This is a genomic window from Burkholderia lata (assembly GCF_000012945.1).
In the GTDB taxonomy this organism is placed as follows: domain Bacteria; phylum Pseudomonadota; class Gammaproteobacteria; order Burkholderiales; family Burkholderiaceae; genus Burkholderia; species Burkholderia lata.
The window spans coordinates 94,571-113,882 of sequence record NC_007510.1; the positions used below are offsets into that span (position 1 = coordinate 94,571).

At 65.6% G+C, this 19,312-nt stretch carries 16 protein-coding genes; 14 read left to right on the forward strand and 2 right to left on the reverse strand.

The features are described from left to right. Positions 1-179: 179 nt before the first annotated feature. Positions 180-1,079, reverse strand: coding sequence for a LysR family transcriptional regulator (locus BCEP18194_RS06370; protein WP_011350502.1), 900 nt, complete (start codon positions 1,077-1,079; stop codon positions 180-182). Between the two features lie 171 nt (positions 1,080-1,250). Here BCEP18194_RS06370 and BCEP18194_RS06375 point away from each other — a divergent pair, with 171 nt between their 5' ends. The 6 genes from BCEP18194_RS06375 (at position 1,251) to BCEP18194_RS06400 (ending at position 8,193) form a co-directional block, all read left to right on the forward strand. After that, positions 1,251-2,936, forward strand: a complete 1,686-nt coding sequence (locus tag BCEP18194_RS06375) for a GMC family oxidoreductase (RefSeq protein ID WP_041492711.1) — start codon at positions 1,251-1,253, stop codon at positions 2,934-2,936. Between the two features lie 462 nt (positions 2,937-3,398). After that, a complete protein-coding gene (locus BCEP18194_RS06380) occupies positions 3,399-4,178 on the forward strand; it encodes an ABC transporter ATP-binding protein (RefSeq protein WP_011350505.1) in 780 nt (259 codons plus the stop codon). Next, complete coding sequence (locus BCEP18194_RS06385) at positions 4,175-4,930, forward strand: ABC transporter ATP-binding protein (RefSeq protein WP_011350506.1); 756 nt, start codon at positions 4,175-4,177, stop codon at positions 4,928-4,930. The genes BCEP18194_RS06380 and BCEP18194_RS06385 overlap by 4 nt, the downstream gene beginning before the upstream one ends. 76 nt (positions 4,931-5,006) lie before the next feature. Further along, on the forward strand, positions 5,007-6,206 hold the full coding sequence (locus tag BCEP18194_RS06390; RefSeq protein WP_011350507.1) for an ABC transporter substrate-binding protein: 1,200 nt from the start codon (positions 5,007-5,009) through the stop codon (positions 6,204-6,206). A 128-nt stretch (positions 6,207-6,334) separates the two neighbouring features. Beyond that, on the forward strand, positions 6,335-7,219 hold the full coding sequence (locus BCEP18194_RS06395; RefSeq protein WP_011350508.1) for a branched-chain amino acid ABC transporter permease: 885 nt from the start codon (positions 6,335-6,337) through the stop codon (positions 7,217-7,219). Further along, the gene (locus tag BCEP18194_RS06400) at positions 7,219-8,193 is read left to right on the forward strand and encodes a branched-chain amino acid ABC transporter permease (RefSeq protein ID WP_011350509.1); all 975 of its coding nucleotides are present in this window, start codon (positions 7,219-7,221) and stop codon (positions 8,191-8,193) included. The genes BCEP18194_RS06395 and BCEP18194_RS06400 overlap by 1 nt, the downstream gene beginning before the upstream one ends. 505 nt (positions 8,194-8,698) lie before the next feature. Here BCEP18194_RS06400 and BCEP18194_RS06405 read toward each other — a convergent pair. Further along, on the reverse strand, positions 8,699-8,995 hold the full coding sequence (locus BCEP18194_RS06405; RefSeq protein WP_011350510.1) for a hypothetical protein: 297 nt from the start codon (positions 8,993-8,995) through the stop codon (positions 8,699-8,701). 336 nt (positions 8,996-9,331) lie between these two features. Here BCEP18194_RS06405 and BCEP18194_RS06410 point away from each other — a divergent pair, with 336 nt between their 5' ends. From BCEP18194_RS06410 to BCEP18194_RS06445, 8 genes are all read left to right on the forward strand, one after another. Beyond that, positions 9,332-10,489, forward strand: coding sequence for an ABC transporter substrate-binding protein (locus BCEP18194_RS06410; protein WP_011350511.1), 1,158 nt, complete (start codon positions 9,332-9,334; stop codon positions 10,487-10,489). A 208-nt stretch (positions 10,490-10,697) separates the two neighbouring features. Then, positions 10,698-11,753, forward strand: coding sequence for a branched-chain amino acid ABC transporter permease (locus BCEP18194_RS06415; protein ID WP_011350512.1), 1,056 nt, complete (start codon positions 10,698-10,700; stop codon positions 11,751-11,753). A 4-nt stretch (positions 11,754-11,757) separates the two neighbouring features. Next, positions 11,758-13,542, forward strand: a complete 1,785-nt coding sequence (locus tag BCEP18194_RS06420; protein ID WP_011350513.1) for a branched-chain amino acid ABC transporter ATP-binding protein/permease — start codon at positions 11,758-11,760, stop codon at positions 13,540-13,542. After that, positions 13,542-14,297 (forward strand): ABC transporter ATP-binding protein, encoded by a 756-nt coding sequence (locus BCEP18194_RS06425; RefSeq protein WP_011350514.1) that lies wholly within the window; start codon positions 13,542-13,544, stop codon positions 14,295-14,297. Before BCEP18194_RS06420 ends, BCEP18194_RS06425 begins: the two co-directional genes overlap by 1 nt. Positions 14,298-14,896: 599 nt before the next feature. After that, entirely contained in the window at positions 14,897-16,867 is a 1,971-nt protein-coding gene (mnmG, locus tag BCEP18194_RS06430; RefSeq protein ID WP_011350515.1) for a tRNA uridine-5-carboxymethylaminomethyl(34) synthesis enzyme MnmG, read from the forward strand. Next, entirely contained in the window at positions 16,864-17,550 is a 687-nt protein-coding gene (gene rsmG, locus BCEP18194_RS06435) for a 16S rRNA (guanine(527)-N(7))-methyltransferase RsmG (RefSeq protein WP_011350516.1), read from the forward strand. Before mnmG ends, rsmG begins: the two co-directional genes overlap by 4 nt. A 56-nt stretch (positions 17,551-17,606) precedes the next feature. After that, positions 17,607-18,386, forward strand: coding sequence for a ParA family protein (locus tag BCEP18194_RS06440; RefSeq protein WP_011350517.1), 780 nt, complete (start codon positions 17,607-17,609; stop codon positions 18,384-18,386). 31 nt (positions 18,387-18,417) lie between these two features. After that, complete coding sequence (locus BCEP18194_RS06445) at positions 18,418-19,311, forward strand: ParB/RepB/Spo0J family partition protein (RefSeq protein ID WP_041492996.1); 894 nt, start codon at positions 18,418-18,420, stop codon at positions 19,309-19,311. The last annotated feature ends 1 nt before the right edge of the window (position 19,312 follow it).

Sequence of the window (19,312 nt, forward strand, 5' to 3'; positions counted from 1 at the left end):
GCCCGCGAAGGTGGCGTGACGAGCGGCGGGACGCGGCGACACGACGCGGCCGGGCGTTCGGCCCCGTGATTTCACCGTTCATGCACACGTGATGGCCCGCACGGCCGCCGGTTGCCGACCGGCGATGTGTCAGGCGTTGACGCCCGGTGCTTGGCCAGCCGTAGCGCTATCAGCGACACTCATATCGACCATTGCGCTTCTATCAGCCGCAGTGCCGCCGCGATCGCCGGTTCATCGCACCGCTCGGCGAGTGCCACGAACGTCAGTTCGGTCGGCACCGTCACGGGCTCGACGATCGTCAGCGCATGCGCGTGCGCTTCGGCCAGCGCGGTCGAGTCGCGCGCGAGCGTCAACCCGATCCCCGATTTGACGAGATCGAGCATCGACTGCTCCTGGTCGACCTCGGCAACCTTGAGCGGCTGCGCGCCGGCATCGGCGAAGCGCCGGGACAGCAGCCGGTGGTGCGCGGACGCCGGCGGCGTCCAGATCCACGGCAGCGCGGCCAGCGAGCGCCAGTCGTGGGCGCGCTGCACGCGCTCCTTCCAGCCGGCCGGCGCAAGCACGCGGTACTGGAAATGCGTGAGCGTGACGGTGTGGAACAGCGCGCCGTCGAGCGGGTCGTCCTCGCCCGGACGGCCGATGTAGTAGCCGACGTCGAGCGCCTGCGTGCGCACCTGTTCGATCACCCAGCCCGACATCCCGTGCCGCAGCGCCGTCTCGATCTGAGGATGGGTTTCGACGAGCGCGCGCAGGAAGCCGCCGAGCCGCAGGAAACCCGGATCGAGGATCGTGCCGATCCGCAGCCGGCCGCGCACCTCGTGCCGCAGCGCAGCAGCGGCGCGCTGCACGTCGGCGGCCGCGGCGAGCGCGCGTTCCGCATGCGGCAACAGCGTCTGGCCGTCGCGCGTGAGCGCGAGCCCGCGCGACGTGCGCGTAAACAGCGTGACGCCAAGCGTTTCCTGCAGATGCTTGATCTGCAGGCTGACCGCTGGCTGCGTCAGGTGCAGGTGTACGGCGGCGCGCGTCAGGTTGCCTTCGCGCGCGACCGTTGCAAACGCACGGAGCAGGGTGAGATCCATCGTCGTGATATGAGCGCAGCTTATAACGCAGTTCAGCATAACTCATTGGATTGGCGGCCGGCGGCCGGAGTACGCTTCATCGGTCGTGGCGCGCGGGGCCGCAAGCGCGGCTCGCGACGCACTATGCTGGAAATGACGCGCGGCGTTGCGCCGCGTGACAGGAGACAAACCGTGACTACCCAACGCACGCTAGAAGGCGAATTCGACTACGTGATCGTCGGCGCGGGCACCGCGGGCTGCGTGCTCGCGAACCGCCTGACCGAAGATCCCGATATCCATGTGCTGCTGCTCGAAGCAGGCGGCAAGGACGACTATCACTGGATCCATATCCCGGTCGGCTATCTGTATTGCATCGGCAACCCGCGCACCGACTGGCTGTACAAGACGCAGCCCGAAGCGGCGCTCAACGGCCGTGCGCTGTCGTATCCGCGCGGCCGCGTGCTCGGCGGCTGCTCGTCGATCAACGGGATGATCTACATGCGTGGCCAGCGCGAGGATTACGACAGCTGGGCACAGGAAACCGGCGACGCCGGCTGGTCGTGGGACAGCGTGCTGCCGATCTTCAAGCGCAGCGAGGATCACCATGCGGGCGAGAGCGACGCGCACGGCGCGGGCGGCTACTGGCGCGTCGAGAAGCAGCGGCTGCGCTGGGAGATCCTCGAATCGTTCGCGCAGGCTGCGCAGCAGACGGGCATCCCGGCAACCGACGATTTCAACCGCGGCGACAATGCCGGGGTCGGCTATTTCGAGGTGAACCAAAAGCGCGGCGTGCGCTGGAATACGTCGAAGGCGTTCCTGCGGCCCGCGATGGCGCGCCCGAACCTGACCGTGATCACCGGCGCGCAGGCGCAACGCGTGATCTTCGACGGGCGGCGCGCGGTCGGCGTCGAATATCACGGCGGCGGCACCGATTACGTTGCACGGGCGCGCTCGGAGGTGCTGCTGACGTCCGGCGCGGTGAATTCGCCGCAGCTGCTCGAACTGTCGGGCATCGGCGACGGCCAGCGGCTGCAGGCGCTCGGCATCGACGTCGTGCAGGATCTGCCGGGCGTCGGCGAAAACCTGCAGGATCACCTGCAATTGCGGATGGCGTTTCGCGTCGAAGGCGTGCGCACGCTCAACACGCTGTCCGCGCACTGGTGGGGCAAGCTGATGATCGGCGCCGAATATGCGTTGCTGCAGCGCGGGCCGATGTCGATGGCGCCGTCGCAGCTCGGCGCGTTCGCCAAATCCGATCCCGATGATCCCGCGCTCACGCGCCCCGATCTCGAATACCACGTGCAGCCGCTGTCGCTCGAACGCTTCGGCGAGCCGCTGCACAGCTTCAACGCGTTTACGGCGTCCGTGTGCCATTTGCGGCCGACGTCGCGCGGCAGCGTGCATATCGCGAGCGCCGATCCGGGCGCGGCACCCGCGATCGCGCCGAACTATCTGTCGACCGACCACGATCGTCGCGTCGCCGCGAACGCGCTGCGGCTCACGCGCCGGATCGCGTCCGCGCCGGCGCTCGCGCGCTATCGTCCCGAGGAAATCCTGCCCGGCCTGCAGTACCGGAGCGAAGCCGAGCTGATCGAGGCGGCCGGCGCGGTCGGCACGACGATCTTCCATCCGGTCGGCACCTGCCGGATGGGGCGTGCGGACGACGAGCGCGCAGTGGTCGATAGCCGGCTGCGCGTGCGCGGCATCGCCGGGCTGCGGATCGTCGATGCATCGGTGATGCCGTTCATTACGTCGGGCAACACCAATTCGCCGACGCTGATGATCGCCGAGCGCGCGAGCGACATGATTCGTGCCGATCGCCGCGCGGCGCGCGAAGCGACGCCGGTGCGCACGGAGCCGGCGGTGACGGCCGCGTGACGGAACGCTGACACGCACGACAGCGGGCCGTCATGATGACGCCCGCTGATTCGCTATGCGAAACAAGCTGCCGTTGCAGCGCCGGTGCCGATGCTGATGGTGCCGAACACGCCGGTTCGCCGGCAAGATCCATGCAAGCCGTGCCGCCGCACGGCTTTTTTGTTGCGTGCCTGCCGGGCGTGCGGCGGGCAACGGTCGATGATGCACGTGTCAAAAAAACGGCGTGAAAAACCGTGCACAGCCGCACGCGACATGGCGGCCAGCCCTATAAGTGCAAATCCCGATGATTGCACTGCACCAACGGCGAGACAATGTGGCGCAGTGTGCATACGCGTCGGCGCGGGAGACCACCCTCGAGGCGTAACACGGCGCCCGGGGCAGCCCGCTCATCCGCTGACCTGTTTCGCGGACGCTTCTCGCGAATCTTCCCGGTGCTTCGCCTGACTTCGTACGGAAGGGAACATGATTCTCGGCGACACGATTCTGGAAACACGCGGACTGACCAAGGAATTCAGGGGTTTCACGGCCGTCAACGGCGTGAACCTGCGTGTGCGTCGCGGTGCGATCCATGCGCTGATCGGACCGAACGGCGCGGGCAAGACCACCTGCTTCAACCTCCTCACCAAATTCCTGACGCCGACGGCCGGCCAGATCGTCTTCAACGGCATCGACATCACCGACGAGCGGCCCGCGCAGGTTGCGAGGCGCGGCATCATCCGCTCGTTCCAGATCTCGGCGGTATTCCCGCACCTGACCGCGCTGCAGAACGTACGCATCGGCCTGCAGCGCGCGCTCGGCACCGAATTCCATTTCTGGCGCAGCGAACGCACGCTGAAGCGGCTCGACGACCGCGCGATGGACCTGCTCACGCAGGTCGGCCTCACCGATTTCGCGCAGGTGCCGACCGTCGAGCTCGCGTACGGCCGCAAGCGCGCGCTGGAGATCGCGACCACGCTCGCGATGGAGCCCGAACTGATGCTGCTCGACGAGCCTACGCAGGGGATGGGCCACGAGGACGTCGATCGCGTGACCGCGCTGATCAAGAAGGTCGCGAACGGCCGCACGATCCTGATGGTCGAGCACAACATGAACGTGATCGCGGGCATCTCCGACACGATCACCGTCCTGCAACGCGGCGAGGTGCTGGCCGAAGGCTCGTATGCGGAAGTGTCGAAGAATCCGCTCGTCATCGAGGCCTACATGGGCAGCGCCGACGCGGCGCTCGCGGGGGCGCACGCATGAAGCACAGCGAACGGGAGGAACGCGAATTGAGCGGCGTCGAAAGCGGCACGCCCGCGCTGGAGATCATGGGCCTGGAGGCCTGGTACGGGGAATCCCACATATTGCACGGTGTCGACCTGACGGTGCATCGCGGCGAGGTCGTCACGCTGCTCGGCCGCAACGGCGCGGGCCGCACGACGACGCTGCGCGCGATCATGGGCCTCACGGGCCGCCGCAGCGGGTCGATCAAGGTCGCGGGCAACGAGACGATCGGCCTCGCGACGCACCGCATCGCGCATTTCGGTATCGGCTACTGCCCGGAGGAGCGCGGGATCTTCTCGAGCCTGTCGTGCGAGGAGAACCTGATGCTGCCGCCGCCGATCGGTTCGCGCGACCACGCGATGTCGATCGACGAGATCTACACGATGTTCCCCAACCTCGCGTCGCGCCGGCAGAGCCAGGGCACGCGGCTCTCAGGCGGCGAGCAGCAGATGCTCGCGGTCGCGCGGATCCTGCGCACCGGCGCCAACCTGCTGCTGCTCGACGAGATTTCCGAGGGCCTCGCACCGGTGATCGTGCAGGCGCTGGCGCGGATGATCGTCGCGCTGAAGGCGCGCGGCTACACGATCGTGATGGTCGAACAGAATTTCCGCTTCGCGGCACCGCTCGCCGACCGGTTCTACGTGATGGAGCACGGCAGCATCGTCGAACATTTCCAGGCGGCCGAACTGGAAAGCAAGATGCCGACCCTGCACGACCTGCTCGGGGTGTGACGCCGCCCCGTCTCTCTCGCCGCTAGCCGTGGCGGCTTCGAACAACCACAACGCATCAGAACAACAGGAGACGTCAATGAAAATGAAGACCCTCGCACACGCCTGTCTCGCGCTCGCGACTGCCGCGTTCACCGCCGGCGCCGCGCAGGCCGCGGATACCGTGAAGATCGGCTTCATCACCGACATGTCGGGGCTTTACGCGGATATCGACGGGCAGGGCGGTCTCGAAGCGATCCGCATGGCGGTCGCCGACTTCGGCGGCAAGGTGCTCGGCAAGCCGATCGAGGTCGTCTATGCCGATCACCAGAACAAGGCCGACATCGCCGCGTCGAAGGCGCGCGAATGGATGGACCGCGGCGGGCTCGACCTGCTGGTCGGCGGCACGAACTCCGCCACCGCGCTGTCGATGAACCAGGTCGCGGCCGAAAAGAAGAAGGTCTACATCAACATCGGCGCGGGCGCCGACACGCTGACCAACGAGCAGTGCACGCCGTACACGGTCCACTACGCATACGACACGATGGCGCTCGCGAAGGGCACCGGTTCGGCGGTGGTGAAGCAGGGCGGCAAGACGTGGTTCTTCCTGACCGCCGATTACGCGTTCGGCAAGGCGCTCGAGAAGAACACGTCGGATGTCGTGAAGGCGAACGGCGGCCAGGTGCTCGGCACGGTGCGTCACCCGCTGTCCGCGTCGGATTTCTCGTCGTTCCTGCTGCAGGCGCAGGCGTCGAAGGCGCAGATCCTCGGCCTTGCGAACGCGGGCGGCGACACGATCAACTCGATCAAGGCCGCGAAGGAATTCGGCATCACGAAGACGATGAAGCTCGCCGCGCTGCTGATGTTCATCGACGACGTGCACAGCCTCGGCCTCGAGACGACGCAGGGCCTCGTACTGACCGACAGCTGGTACTGGAACCGTGACGCGGCGTCGCGCCAGTGGGCGCAGCGCTACTTCGGCAAGATGAAGAAGATGCCGTCGAGCCTGCAGGCGGCCGACTACTCGTCGGTGACGACCTACCTGAAGGCCGTCCAGGCGGCCGGCACGACCGACTCCGACAAGGTGATGGCCGAGCTGAAGAAGATCAAGATCAACGACTTCTACGCGAAGGGCTACATCCGCACGGACGGCAGCATGATCCACGACATGTACCTGATGGAAGTGAAGAAGCCGTCGGAGTCGAAGGAGCCGTGGGATTACTACAAGGTGCTCGCGACGATTCCGGGCGAACAGGCGTTCGGGACCAAGCAGGAATCGCGTTGCGCGTTGTGGAAGTAAGCAGGGCGTAGCGGCGCGCACGGGCGCGTCGCTCGGTGGCGGCTGCAGCGATGTGCCCGCTGCGCCGCCCGCGTACGCAGCGCTAGAAGGTTGCGCGCGCAACGAAACTCATTCTGACGGCTAAGTCGATGGAAATCTTTGGCATTCCGTTGCCGGCGATGCTGAGCCAGTTGCTGCTCGGGCTCGTCAACGGCTCGTTCTACGCGATCCTGAGCCTCGGGCTCGCGGTGATCTTCGGGCTGCTCAACGTGATCAACTTCGCGCATGGCGCGCTGTTCATGCTGGGCGCGATGCTCGCGTGGATGGGCCTGTCGTATTTCGGGCTGCCGTACTGGGCGATGCTCGTGATCGCGCCGCTGGTCGTCGGCGCGTTCGGGATCCTGATCGAGCGCTCGATGCTGCGCTGGCTGTACAAGCTCGATCACCTGTACGGGCTGCTGCTCACGTTCGGGCTCACGCTGGTCGTCGAAGGCGTGTTCCGGTCGATCTACGGATCGTCCGGCCAGCCGTACGACGTGCCGTCGCAGCTGTCCGGCGCCACCAACCTCGGCTTCATGTTCCTGCCGAACTACCGCGCGTGGGTCGTCGTCGCATCGCTCGCGGTGTGTCTCGCGACGTGGTTCGTGATCGAGAAGACGCGCCTGGGCGCCTACCTGCGCGCGGGCACCGAGAACCCGAAGCTCGTCGAGGCATTCGGCGTGAACGTGCCGATGATGATCACGCTCACCTACGGCTTCGGCGTCGCGCTCGCCGCGTTCGCGGGCGTGCTGGCCGCACCGGTGATCCAGGTGTCGCCGCTGATGGGCCAGCCGATGATCATTACCGTGTTCGCGGTGGTCGTGATCGGCGGGATGGGCTCGATCCTCGGCTCGATCGTCACGGGCCTGCTGCTCGGCGTGATCGAGGGCTTCACGCGAGTGTTCTATCCCGAAGCGTCGGCCACCGTCGTGTTCGTGATCATGGCGATCGTGCTGCTGTTCCGCCCGGCGGGCCTCTTCGGCAAGGAAAAATGATGCAGAGAAAAGTGCTCTACGGCGTGCTGCTCGCGGCACTGCTGGCGGCGCCGTTCATCGGCGCGTACCCGGTGTTCGTGATGAAGGTGCTCACGTTCGCGCTGTTCGCGGCCGCGTTCAACCTGCTGATCGGCTATACGGGGCTGCTGTCGTTCGGCCATGCGATGTTCCTCGCGACCGCCGGCTATGCGACCGGTTATTCGATACAGACGCTCGGTTTCACGCCGGAGCTCGGCGTGCTCGCCGGTACCGTTGCCGCGACGCTGCTCGGGCTCGTCGTCGGGCTGTTCGCGATCCGGCGGCAGGGCATCTACTTCGCGATGATCACGCTCGCGTTCGCGCAGATGGTCTACTTCATCTACCTGCAGGCGCCGTTCACGCACGGCGAGGACGGGCTGCAGGGCGTGCCGCGCGGCCACCTGTTCGGGCTGCTCGACCTGTCGAACGACGTCGCGCTGTACTACGTCGTGCTGGCGGTCGTGGTCGCCGCGTGCGCGTTCATCGTGCGGGTCGTGCATTCGCCGTTCGGCCAGGTGCTCGTCGCGATCAAGGAGAACGAAGCGCGCGCGATCTCGCTCGGCTACGACACCGACCGCTTCAAGCTGCTCGCGTTCATCCTGTCGGCGGGCATCGCGGGGCTGGCCGGTTCGCTGAAGGTGCTCGTGCTCGGCTTCGAGACGCTGTCGGACGCGTACTGGACGATGTCGGGGCTCGTCGTGCTGATGACGCTCGTCGGCGGGATGGGCACGCTGTTCGGGCCGCTGCTGGGCGCGGCGCTGATCGTTGCACTGGAAGACCGGCTCGGCGACATCGGCGAATGGCTCGCATCGACGACCGGCGTCGCGTGGTTCCATTCGCTCGGCGAATCGGCGACGATCGTCACGGGGTTGATCTTCATCGCATGCGTGCTCGCGTTCCGGCGCGGCATCGTCGGCGAAATGGTCGCGCGGATCAAGCCGCTCAGGGCATCCTGAATGCGTGCGGCGCGCGTCACCGGGCGTTGATGCGAAGCACCATCCGGCATGCTCCGGAAGGGCGTCGCAGCGGGCTCGGGCCGGCGCCACGCGGCAGGCTGGTGCCCCATTTTCGTGCGGCGATGCACCATAGGGGTAAATGCTAAGTTGTCGCAGTGTGAAAGGTCCTTTAATCTTCGTCCTAGTTCTGATGCACCGCGAAACGAATTTGCAGGTGGAGAACGAGGAGACAATCGAGGCACAAAGTGCCCGGACCCCAAAGCGCTGTTGGACGGAATCCAACAGCGCTTTTTCATTTGCGTGCACGGATTTCCACCGATGGTGCATCGGCCTGCGCGATTGCCGTATTCCGCGCTTGCGTTCGCACCGCGTTTTTTCCGCGCTTCGCCGCGTCCCCCCGTTTTCCACTTTCCGCTTTCCCGCGATTCGTTCGCAGACGATGCGCAGCCGTGCGCTGGCCGTTCGGGCTAACCCGGTTGGCGTGCGCAAAACGCGTCCGTTACACTCAGCTTTCGCCGACCGCGCGGTCGGGAAAATCGGTCGGCAGTTCTCCTACAAGCAGAATGCAGAAGAGGGAGTACGGTTGGATGAGCAGCGCAGGACGATGGATCGGGGCAGGAAGGGCGGCGGGTGCCGTTCGTTCGTCGTGGGGTTGGGCTGCGGTCGCGGCGGCCTTCCCGAGCCGTTCTGCGGCCTGTAGGCGCGTTCCGGCGCCGTCGCCGGTCGTTGCGTGCGCATCCGTATCGATATCCGCATCAGCATCCGCATTCGCATTCGCATGAGCGGCCGGCTTCCCGATCATGCGCCGATCGCGGGCCTGGTCGCATCAGGCCGGATCGACGCGCCTTTCCTTGATCGTTGTGCATACATCGATTGCCTGCACGATTCCGCATTTCTCCGCTTTCTTCATCCAGACGACACCGCTGCTGCGCATCGTGACGGTCGAACGACCGTTTCGACCGCCGCCCGGTGCGTCCGCGCGTGGGGCCGTCCGGGCGCGGTTGAAGGGGAGGTGTTTCACGGGAAAACGAGCGTAGGCGTGGCAAGGCGAGATAGTTAAATTATTAACTTGTTTTGGGGACCGGGAGCCGCCCGAGCGACCCGTGGCTTTTTCGAGCAGCGTTTGGAGACAACGTAAATGAAGATGAATCGATGGATGGAGGCCGTGCTCGCCGCGGGCCTCGTGTGTGCGGCGGCAACGGCGTCGGCGCAGGTGAAGATCGGCGTGACGCTGTCGGCCACCGGGCCGGCCGCGTCGCTCGGGATTCCGGAAAAGAACACGATCGCGCTGCTGCCGAAGGAAATCGCCGGCAAGAGCGTGCAGTACATCGTGCTCGACGACGCATCCGACACGAGCCGCGCGGTGCAGAACGTGCGCAAGCTGATCGATGAAGACCACGTCGACGCGATCATCGGCTCGTCCGTCACGCCGAACTCGCTCGCGATGCTCGACCCCGTGTCGCAGGGCAAGACGCCGACGATCTCGCTCGCGGCGAGCGCCCAGATCATCTCGCCGATGGACGCGAAGCGTGCGTGGATGTTCAAGGTGCCGCAGAACGACCAGCTGATGGCCGACGCGATCGCCGGCTACATGGCGAAGCACGGCGTGAAGACGGTCGGCTTCATCGGCTTCGCGGACGCGTACGGCGACAGCTGGTACAAAACGTTCGACGCGGCCGCCGCGAAGAACGGCCTGAAGGTCGTGTCGAACGAGCGTTACAACCGCACCGATGCATCGGTGATGGGGCAGGTGCTGAAGCTGATGGGCTCGAATCCGGATGCGGTGCTGATCGCCGGCTCGGGCACGCCGGCGGCGCTGCCCGCGAAGACGCTGAAGGAGCGCGGCTACAAGGGCAAGGTGTACCAGACGCACGGCGTCGCGAACAACGACTTCCTGCGCGTGTGCGGCAAGGATTGCGAAGGCGAGATCCTGCCGGCCGGCCCGGTGCTCGTGACCGACCAGCTGCCCGATTCGAACCCGGTGAAGAAGCCGGCGCTCGGCTACAAGGCCGCGTACGAGAAGGCGTACGGCGCGGGCTCGCTGGCGACGTTCGGCGGCCATGCGTGGGATGCGGGGCTGTTGCTGCAGCGTGCGATTCCGGAAGCGCTGAAGAAGGGCCAGCCGGGCACCGAGGCGTTCCGCGAGGCGCTGCGCGCGTCGATCGAGAACGTGAAGGACCTGCCCGTGTCGCACGGCGTGATCAACATGACGCCGACCGATCACAACGGCTTCGACACGCGCGCGCGCGTGATGGTGCAGATCGTCGACGGCAAGTGGAAGCTGCAGGCCGAGTAAGTATCACGTGAAACCGGCGTGCGCGGCGCGAATGGCGCCGTGCATGCCGTCGGCAGGGCGCCGGGCCTGACGGGCCCGCGACCGTGCCCATGTCGTGTGGAACCACCGGGGTTCGCTGCGTGGCGCCCGACGCGCCGATCTTGCGGCCCGTGCGCCCCGGCCGTTCCCGTCTTCCGTTTCTCCGCAGCCTTCTCGATACACGAAACGTATGGATCTCTCGATTGCAGCGATCCTCGCGCAAGACGGCATCACGACCGGCGCCATATATGCATTGCTGTCACTGGCGCTCGTACTGGTGTTTTCCGTCACGCGGGTGATCTTCATTCCCCAGGGCGAATTCGTCGCCTATGGTGCGCTGACGCTTGCCGCGTTGCAGGCTCAAAAATTTCCCGCCACCTGCTGGCTGTTGTTCGTGATGGGCATCGCGTGCTTCCTGCTCGAAGTCGGCGGCCTGATCCGCCATCGCGAACGGCGCCATCAGCTCGGCCGCACGCTCGCGACACTCGGCAGCCGCTACATCCTGCTGCCGCTCGCGGTGTTCGCGATCACGCGCAGCTTCGCCGTGCAGCCGCTGCCGATGCTTGCGCAGATCGCACTGACGCTCGCGATCGTCGTGCCGATGGGGCCGTTCGTCTACCGGCTCGTCTACCAGCCGATCGCCGAAGGCACGACGTTGCTGCTGCTGATCGTGTCGGTCGCCGTCCACTTCGCGATGGTCGGCCTCGGACTCGTGATGTTCGGCGCGGAAGGCTCGCGCACCAACGGCTTCTCGGATGCGTCGGTGTCGATCGGCAGCATGACCGTGTCGGTGCAAAGCATCCTGGTCGTCGTGACGGCGCTCGTGCTGATCGGCGCGCTCTACGTGTACTTCGGCCGCACGATCGCCGGCAAGGCGCTGCGCGCGACGTCGGTGAACCGGCTCGGCGCGCGGCTCGTCGGCATCGGCACGACCGAGGCAGGGCGGCTCGCATTCACGTTCGCGGCGGGGCTCGGCGTGCTGTCCGGGATCCTCGTCGGCCCGCTGACGACGGTCTACTACGACTCGGGCTTCCTGATCGGCCTGAAGGGTTTCGTCGGCGCGATCATCGGCGGGCTCGTCAGCTATCCGCTCGCGGCCGCGGGCTCGCTGCTCGTCGGCGTGCTCGAATCGTATTCGTCGTTCTGGGCGAGTGCCTACAAGGAGGTGATCGTGTTCACGCTGATCATTCCGGTGCTGCTGTGGCGGAGCTTCGCCACGCCGCACGCGGAAGAGGAAGAGGAGTGACACGATGAAGACGATGGTACGCAACAAGACCTTCTGGGTGTTTCTCGTGGTGCTGTTCGCGCTGCCGGTGCTGCCCGGCGCGCTGCAGGTGCCTGAATACTGGATCACGCTGCTGAACTACATCGGCCTCTACGCGATCGTCGCGATCGGGCTCGTGCTGCTCACGGGCGTCGGCGGGATGACGAGCTTCGGGCAGGCCGCGTTCGTCGGCATCGGCGCCTATGCGACCGCGCTCCTGACGACGCGCTACGGGGTATCGCCGTGGCTCGCGCTGATCGTCGGCGTCGTGCTGACGGCGCTCGTCGCGCTCGTGCTCGGCGCGGTCACGATGAGGCTGTCCGGCCACTTCCTGCCGCTCGGCACGATCGCGTGGGGCCTCGCGCTGTTCTACCTGTTCGGCAACCTCGAACTGCTCGGCAAGTACGACGGGATCAACGGGATTCCGGCGCTGAACCTGTTCGGCATCGAGCTCGAAAGCGGCCGCAGCCTGTATTTCCTGATCTGGGCTGTCGTGCTGGCCGCGATCGTGTCGGTGCAGAACCTGCTGAACAGCCGCCCGGGCCGCGCGATCCGCGCGCTGCGCGGCGGGGGCGTGATGGCCGAGGCGATGGGCGTGAACACCGCGTGGATGCGCGTCGTGATCTTCGTCTATGCGGCCGTGCTCGCGGCCGTATCGGGCTTCCTGTACGCACACCTGCAGCGTGCAGTGAACCCGACGCCGTTTGGGCTGAACCACGGGATCGAGTTCCTGTTCATGGCCGTGGTGGGTGGCGTGTCGCACGTGTGGGGCGCGGTGCTCGGTGCCGCGATCCTGACCGTGCTGCAGGACTACCTGCAGACGCTGCTGCCGAAGCTGCTCGGCTCCGAAGGCAACTTCGAGATCATCGTGTTCGGCGTGCTGATGGTGCTGCTGCTGCAGTACGCGCGCCAGGGCGTATGGCCGTTCGTCGCCAGGCTGTTCCCGCGCGGGCCGCGTGCGCACGTGCCCGAGCATGCCGATCCGTTGCCGCAACGCGCGAAGCCGACGGCCGGCGAGCCGCTGCTCGTCGTCGACAACGCGCGCAAGCAGTTCGGCGGGCTCGTGGCCGTCAACGACGTCAGCTTCGACGTGAAAGCGGGGCAGATCATCGGGCTGATCGGCCCGAACGGCGCCGGCAAGTCGACCACGTTCAACCTCGTGACGGGCGTGCTGAAGCCGACGGGCGGCACGATCACGTTCCGTGGCGAGCGCATCGACGGGCTCACATCGCGCCAGATCGTCCGCCGCGGCATCGGCCGGACGTTCCAGCACGTCAAGCTGTTGCCGGCGATGACGGTGCTCGAGAACGTCGCGATCGGTGCGCACCTGCGTGGCCATACGGGCGTGTGGCGCAGCGTCGCGCGGCTCAATGCCCACGAGGAAGCGCAGTTGCTGGCCGAGGCCGCACAGCAGATCCGCCGCGTCGGGCTCGAAAAGCACATGTACGACGAAGCGGGCAGCCTCGCACTGGGCCAGCAGCGGATTCTCGAAATCGCACGGGCGCTGTGCTGCGATCCGACGCTGTTGCTGCTCGACGAGCCGGCCGCCGGGCTGCGTTATCAGGAGAAGCAGCAACTCGGCGACCTGCTGCGGCGGCTGAAGGCGGAAGGCATGAGCGTGTTGCTCGTGGAACACGACATGGATTTCGTGATGAATCTCACCGACCGACTGGTGGTGATGGAATTCGGCACACGGATCGCGGAAGGGCTGCCGCAGGATGTGCAGCAGGATCCGGCGGTGCTCGAAGCGTATCTGGGCGGGGTGGAGTGATGACGGACACGACGAAGCCGATTCTCGAAGTGCGCGGGCTGGCGGTCCGGTACGGGAAGGTCGAGGCGCTGCACGGCGCGGCAATCAAGGTTGGTGCGGGGCAGATCGTCAGCGTGATCGGACCGAACGGGGCCGGCAAATCGACGCTGCTGAACGCGATCATGGGTGCGCTGCCTGTGGCCGGGCATGCGTCGGGCGCGGTCGTGTATCGCGGTCACGATGTCGGTGCCTTGCCGGTGGAGCAGCGCGTCGCACGCGGGATGTGCCTCGTGCCGGAAAAGCGTGAGCTGTTCAGCACGATGACGGTCGAAGACAACCTCGTGCTGGGTGCGTATCGGCGCAAGCAGGCCGGCGAAGCGAACTTCCTCGATCAACTCGATCACGTGTTTGCGCTGTTTCCGCGGTTGAAGGAGCGGCGCAAGCAGGCAGCGGGCACGCTGTCCGGCGGCGAGCGGCAGATGCTCGCGGTTGGCCGCGCGCTGATGGGCAAGCCCGACCTGCTGATGCTCGACGAGCCGAGCCTCGGGCTGGCGCCGCTGATCGTGAAGGAGATCTTTCATATCATCAGCGCGTTGCGCGGTACGGGCGTGGCGACGCTGCTGATCGAGCAGAATGCGCGGGCGGCGCTGCAGATCTCCGACTACGGCTACGTGCTGGAGACGGGTGAGTTTGCGCTGGAAGGGCCGGCGGCCGAACTTGCGCAGAACCCGCGCGTAATCGAAACGTACCTCGGGTTGGCGAAGAAAACGGCTTGATCGGAGGTGCGGTTGGCGGGAAACGGGCGGCGTGTTTCACGTGAAACACGCCGCTTTTGTTTTTGGGGCGAGAGGTGATGCCGATACATCCACAGTTAGCAACCAGGGGATAAGTGCCGGAGGAACAATCAAAAGCGCTGTGCGTTAGCGGTGGGTGAGGTGTTCGCGGCACAGGTGATCCGGTATGTCTCTCGCTGGAGGTTGCCGCTTGTTCCACCGGCCGACGATGTGCCGCGACGCTGGGGATAAGTATCTAGCGAACCGGCGGAAATTCTGTGAGGAAGAGGGCGGGTGTGGTTGCACAGAGTGTTTCGTCCGGGGTCTTGGGTGGGGCACAGGCCTCGAACGGGTTGTATGTTCCACGTGAAATTTCCCGACAAGTGGATCTCTGCACAGGTGCAACGATGTGCGGCGGGCGGGCCGGGGGCTTCGCAGCAGTGGCCTCCGAGCCACAGATTCATCGGGTTCTGGCCGAAAAATCGTCGAAATGCACAGACCCTACCATTCGGACGGCATTCGGGTGAAAAGCGAACCCGCTATAATTCGGCCCATACATTTCTCAGATAGGTTCGTGCGCAGTCCTGCGGACGGAATCCACCATGCTTTTTCCCACAGAATTTGACGTCATCGTCGTCGGTGGCGGCCACGCCGGCACCGAAGCCGCGCTGGCGTCCGCCCGCATGGGCGCAAAGACACTGCTGCTGACCCACAACATTGAAACGCTTGGGCAGATGAGCTGCAATCCGTCGATCGGCGGCATTGGCAAGGGCCATCTGGTCAAGGAAGTCGATGCGCTGGGCGGCGCAATGGCGGCCGCGACGGACGAGAGCGGTATTCAGTTCCGGATCCTCAATTCGTCGAAGGGCCCGGCCGTGCGCGCGACGCGTGCGCAGGCCGATCGCATTCTGTACAAGGCCGCGATCCGCCATCGGCTCGAGAATCAGCCGAATCTCTGGCTGTTCCAGCAGGCCGTCGACGACCTGATGGTCGAAGGCGACCGCGTGGTGGGCGCCGTCACGCAGATCGGCATCCGTTTCCGCGCCCGTGCGGTCGTGCTGACCGCCGGTACGTTCCTCGACGGCAAGATCCACGTCGGCCTGAACAACTACACGGGCGGTCGCGCGGGCGATCCGGCGGCCGTGTCGCTGTCGTCGCGCCTGAAGGAACTGAAGCTGCCGCAGGGCCGCCTGAAGACCGGTACGCCGCCGCGTATCGATGGCCGCTCGATCGATTTCTCGCAGCTGACCGAACAGCCGGGCGATCTCGATCCGGTCCCCGTCTTCTCGTTCCTGGGCCGCGCGGAGCAGCATCCGCAGCAGCTGCCGTGCTGGGTGACGCATACGAACGAGCGCACGCACGACATCATTCGTGGCGGTCTCGACCGTTCGCCTATGTATACAGGCGTGATCGAAGGCGTCGGGCCGCGCTATTGCCCGTCGATCGAGGACAAGATCCACCGGTTCGCATCGAAGGAATCGCACCAGATCTTCCTGGAGCCGGAAGGGCTGACGACCAACGAGTTCTACCCGAACGGGATCTCGACGAGCCTGCCGTTCGACGTCCAGCTCGAGCTCGTGCATTCGATGCGTGGCCTCGAGAACGCGCATATCCTGCGCCCCGGCTACGCGATCGAGTACGACTACTTCGACCCGCGCGCGCTGAAGGCGTCGCTCGAGACGAAGGCGATCAACGGGCTGTTCTTTGCGGGCCAGATCAACGGTACGACCGGCTATGAAGAAGCGGCCGCGCAGGGTCTGCTGGCCGGCCTCAATGCGGGCCGCTATGTGCAGGAGAAGGACGCATGGTGCCCGCGCCGTGACCAGGCCTACCTTGGCGTGCTGGTCGACGATCTCGTGACGCGTGGTGTGGCCGAGCCGTACCGGATGTTCACGAGCCGCGCCGAGTATCGTCTCAGCCTGCGTGAAGACAATGCCGACATGCGCCTGACCGAAATCGGCCGCGAACTGGGGCTCGTCGACGACACGCGCTGGGATGCATTCAGCCGGAAACGCGACGCTGTTTCACGTGAAACCGAACGCCTGAAGTCGACGTGGGTCACGCCGAAGACGTTGCCGCCGGAAGAGGCGACCGCGCTCCTCGGCAAGGCGATCGATCACGAATACAGCCTCGCCGAGCTGCTGCGCCGTCCGGGTATCAGCTACGACGGTGTGTGCGGGCTGAAGGGCGGCGAATGCGGCCCTGCAGAGCCGCTGGCCGACGATCCGGTGCTGCTCGAGCAGATCAAGGAGCAGGTCGAGATCGGCATCAAGTACCAGGGCTATATCGAGCGTCAGGCCTCCGAGATCGAACGCAACGATGCGAACGAGAACACGCGCCTGCCGGACGGTATCGATTACCGCGAAGTCCGCGGTCTGTCGTTCGAGGTGAGCCAGAAGCTCAACGAGTTCCGGCCGGAAACGATCGGGCAGGCATCGCGTATCTCGGGTGTCACGCCGGCCGCGATCTCGCTGCTGATGGTGCACCTGAAGCGCCGCGGCCTGGGCCGCCGTAATGGCACTGCCGAAGCGGCAACGGAGCAGGGGGACGGCGCCGTCCCGACGCAACAATGACGGCGCGTCGCGCGCCGGCGGTTAATCGGGATGGTCTGGAACAGATGCTCGTCGAAGGCACGACGGCGCTCGACCTCGCATTGACGGATGCACAACACAACCAGCTGCTCGACTATGTCGCGCTGCTCGGCAAGTGGAACGCGGTCTACAACCTGACCGCGATCCGCGACCCGAAGCAGATGCTGATCCAGCACATCCTCGATTCGCTCTCCATCGTCTCGCATCTGCGTGGCCGTGCATCGGCCCGCGTGCTCGACGTCGGCTCGGGCGGCGGATTGCCTGGTATCGTGCTGGCGATCGTCGAGCCGGACTGGCAAATCACGCTGAACGATATCGTGCAGAAGAAGTCTGCATTCCAGACTCAGATGCGCGCGGAGCTGAAGCTCGCGAACCTGTCGGTGGTCACCGGGCGGGTCGAATCGCTGCAGCCGGGTGTCGAAGTGCCGGAAAAATTCGACATGATCGTATCCCGCGCTTTCGCGGATCTGTCCGACTTCGTTAAACTTGCTCGACATCTGGTCGCGCCGGGCGGATCGATCTGGGCGATGAAGGGCGTCCACCCGGACGACGAGATTGCGCGATTGCCGGAAGGCAGCCGCGTGAAGCAGACGATACGGCTGGCGGTACCGATGCTCGATGCCGAACGGCATCTGATCGAAGTGGCCGTCGACGAGGCGAATTGAAGGGCAGGCGCGCAGTAGCGCGCCGTTTGTTTGAAGGTAAAGGGAACACACCAACGATGGCAAAGATCTTCTGCGTTGCGAACCAGAAGGGGGGCGTCGGCAAGACGACGACATCGGTCAATCTCGCCGCAAGCCTTGCAGCGCAGGAGCAACGAGTCCTGCTGATCGATCTCGACCCGCAGGGTAACGCGACGATGGGCAGCGGGATCGACAAGGCTGCTTGCGAAGCGACCGTGTACGAAGTGCTGGTCGACGGCGTGTCGGTGACCGACGCGCGCATCCGCCCGGACGGCGTCACCTACGACGTGCTGCCTGCGAACCGCGAGCTGTCCGGTGCCGAGATCGAACTGATCAGCATCGACAACCGCGAGCGCCGGCTGAAGGCTGCGCTCGAGCGCGTGACCGACGACTACGATTTCGTGCTGATCGATTGCCCGCCGACGCTGTCGCTGCTGACGCTGAACGGGCTGTGCGCGGCGCACGGCGTCGTGATTCCGATGCAGTGCGAGTACTTCGCACTGGAAGGATTGTCGGACCTCGTCAACACGATCAAGCAGGTTCACGCGAACATGAACCGTGACCTGAAGATCATCGGCTTGCTGCGCGTGATGTTCGATCCGCGCATCACGCTGCAGCAGCAAGTCTCCGATCAACTGAAAGCGCACTTCGGCGACAAGGTGTTCGACGCGGTGATTCCGCGTAACGTGCGCCTGGCGGAAGCGCCGAGTTACGGGCTGCCGGGCGTCGTGTTCGACCGCAGCTCGCGCGGTGCGCAAGCGTATCTCCAGTTCGGCGCCGAGATGATCGACCGCGTTCGCGCGTTCGAGGTGTCGTGATCCGGACATGAGCGAAGCGAGGAAGAAAGACATGAACGCGGTACCAAAGAAGAAGGGCTTGGGACGTGGCCTCGAAGCGCTGCTCGGCGGCAGTGCCGATATCACCGAAGCGGTGAAGATCGAAGGGGCACCGAACACGCTCGCGCTTGGCAAGCTGCAGGCCGGCAAGTACCAGCCGCGGACACGGATGGACGAAGGCAGCCTGCAGGAGCTCGCGGCAAGCATTCGCGCACAGGGCGTGATGCAGCCGATCCTGGTACGGCCTATTTCATCAGACAAATACGAGATCATCGCCGGCGAGCGCCGTTTCCGCGCGGCGCGCCTGGCGGGCCTCGATGAAGTGCCGGTGCTCGTGAAGGATGTATCGGATCAGGCCGCCGCGGCGATGGCGCTGATCGAGAACATTCAGCGCGAGGACCTGAACCCGCTTGAAGAGGCGCATGGTATCCAGCGCCTGCTCGACGAGTTCGGTTTCACGCACGAACAGGCGGCCGAATCGGTCGGCCGTTCGCGCAGCGCGGTGTCGAACCTGCTGCGTCTGCTGAACCTGGCTTCGCCGGTGCAGACGATGCTGCTGGCTGGCGATCTCGACATGGGCCATGCGCGTGCGCTGCTCGCCGTCGATGCGGCCACGCAGATCACGCTCGCCCATCAGGTCGTCAACAAGCGCATGTCGGTGCGCGAGACCGAGAAGCTCGTCACGCACACGACGAAGGAAGTGCCGGCCGTGAAGGCGCGCGCGAAGGACGACGGCGGCCGCGATACGCGCCGTCTCGAGGAGGAGTTGTCCGACCTGCTCGCGTCGACGGTGAAGATCAAGCTCGGCCGCCGCGGGCGAGGGCAGGTGACGATCGACTTCGGCAACCTCGACGCGCTCGAGGGCATTCTCGTGCGACTGCGCGGCAACGTCGCAACCGAAGAGTAAC

Coding starts and splice junctions, on each gene's coding strand:
- BCEP18194_RS06420 (WP_011350513.1), top strand. CDS start 11,758: ATGAAGACGATGGTACGCAACAAGACCTTCTGGGTGTTTCTCGTGGTG.
- BCEP18194_RS06405 (WP_011350510.1), bottom strand. CDS start 8,995: ATGATCGGGAAGCCGGCCGCTCATGCGAATGCGAATGCGGATGCTGAT.
- BCEP18194_RS06440 (WP_011350517.1), top strand. CDS start 17,607: ATGGCAAAGATCTTCTGCGTTGCGAACCAGAAGGGGGGCGTCGGCAAG.
- BCEP18194_RS06395 (WP_011350508.1), top strand. CDS start 6,335: ATGGAAATCTTTGGCATTCCGTTGCCGGCGATGCTGAGCCAGTTGCTG.
- BCEP18194_RS06380 (WP_011350505.1), top strand. CDS start 3,399: ATGATTCTCGGCGACACGATTCTGGAAACACGCGGACTGACCAAGGAA.
- BCEP18194_RS06390 (WP_011350507.1), top strand. CDS start 5,007: ATGAAAATGAAGACCCTCGCACACGCCTGTCTCGCGCTCGCGACTGCC.
- BCEP18194_RS06370 (WP_011350502.1), bottom strand. CDS start 1,079: ATGGATCTCACCCTGCTCCGTGCGTTTGCAACGGTCGCGCGCGAAGGC.
- BCEP18194_RS06445 (WP_041492996.1), top strand. CDS start 18,418: ATGAACGCGGTACCAAAGAAGAAGGGCTTGGGACGTGGCCTCGAAGCG.
- BCEP18194_RS06400 (WP_011350509.1), top strand. CDS start 7,219: ATGCAGAGAAAAGTGCTCTACGGCGTGCTGCTCGCGGCACTGCTGGCG.
- rsmG (WP_011350516.1), top strand. CDS start 16,864: ATGACGGCGCGTCGCGCGCCGGCGGTTAATCGGGATGGTCTGGAACAG.
- BCEP18194_RS06425 (WP_011350514.1), top strand. CDS start 13,542: ATGACGGACACGACGAAGCCGATTCTCGAAGTGCGCGGGCTGGCGGTC.
- BCEP18194_RS06415 (WP_011350512.1), top strand. CDS start 10,698: ATGGATCTCTCGATTGCAGCGATCCTCGCGCAAGACGGCATCACGACC.
- mnmG (WP_011350515.1), top strand. CDS start 14,897: ATGCTTTTTCCCACAGAATTTGACGTCATCGTCGTCGGTGGCGGCCAC.
- BCEP18194_RS06385 (WP_011350506.1), top strand. CDS start 4,175: ATGAAGCACAGCGAACGGGAGGAACGCGAATTGAGCGGCGTCGAAAGC.
- BCEP18194_RS06410 (WP_011350511.1), top strand. CDS start 9,332: ATGAAGATGAATCGATGGATGGAGGCCGTGCTCGCCGCGGGCCTCGTG.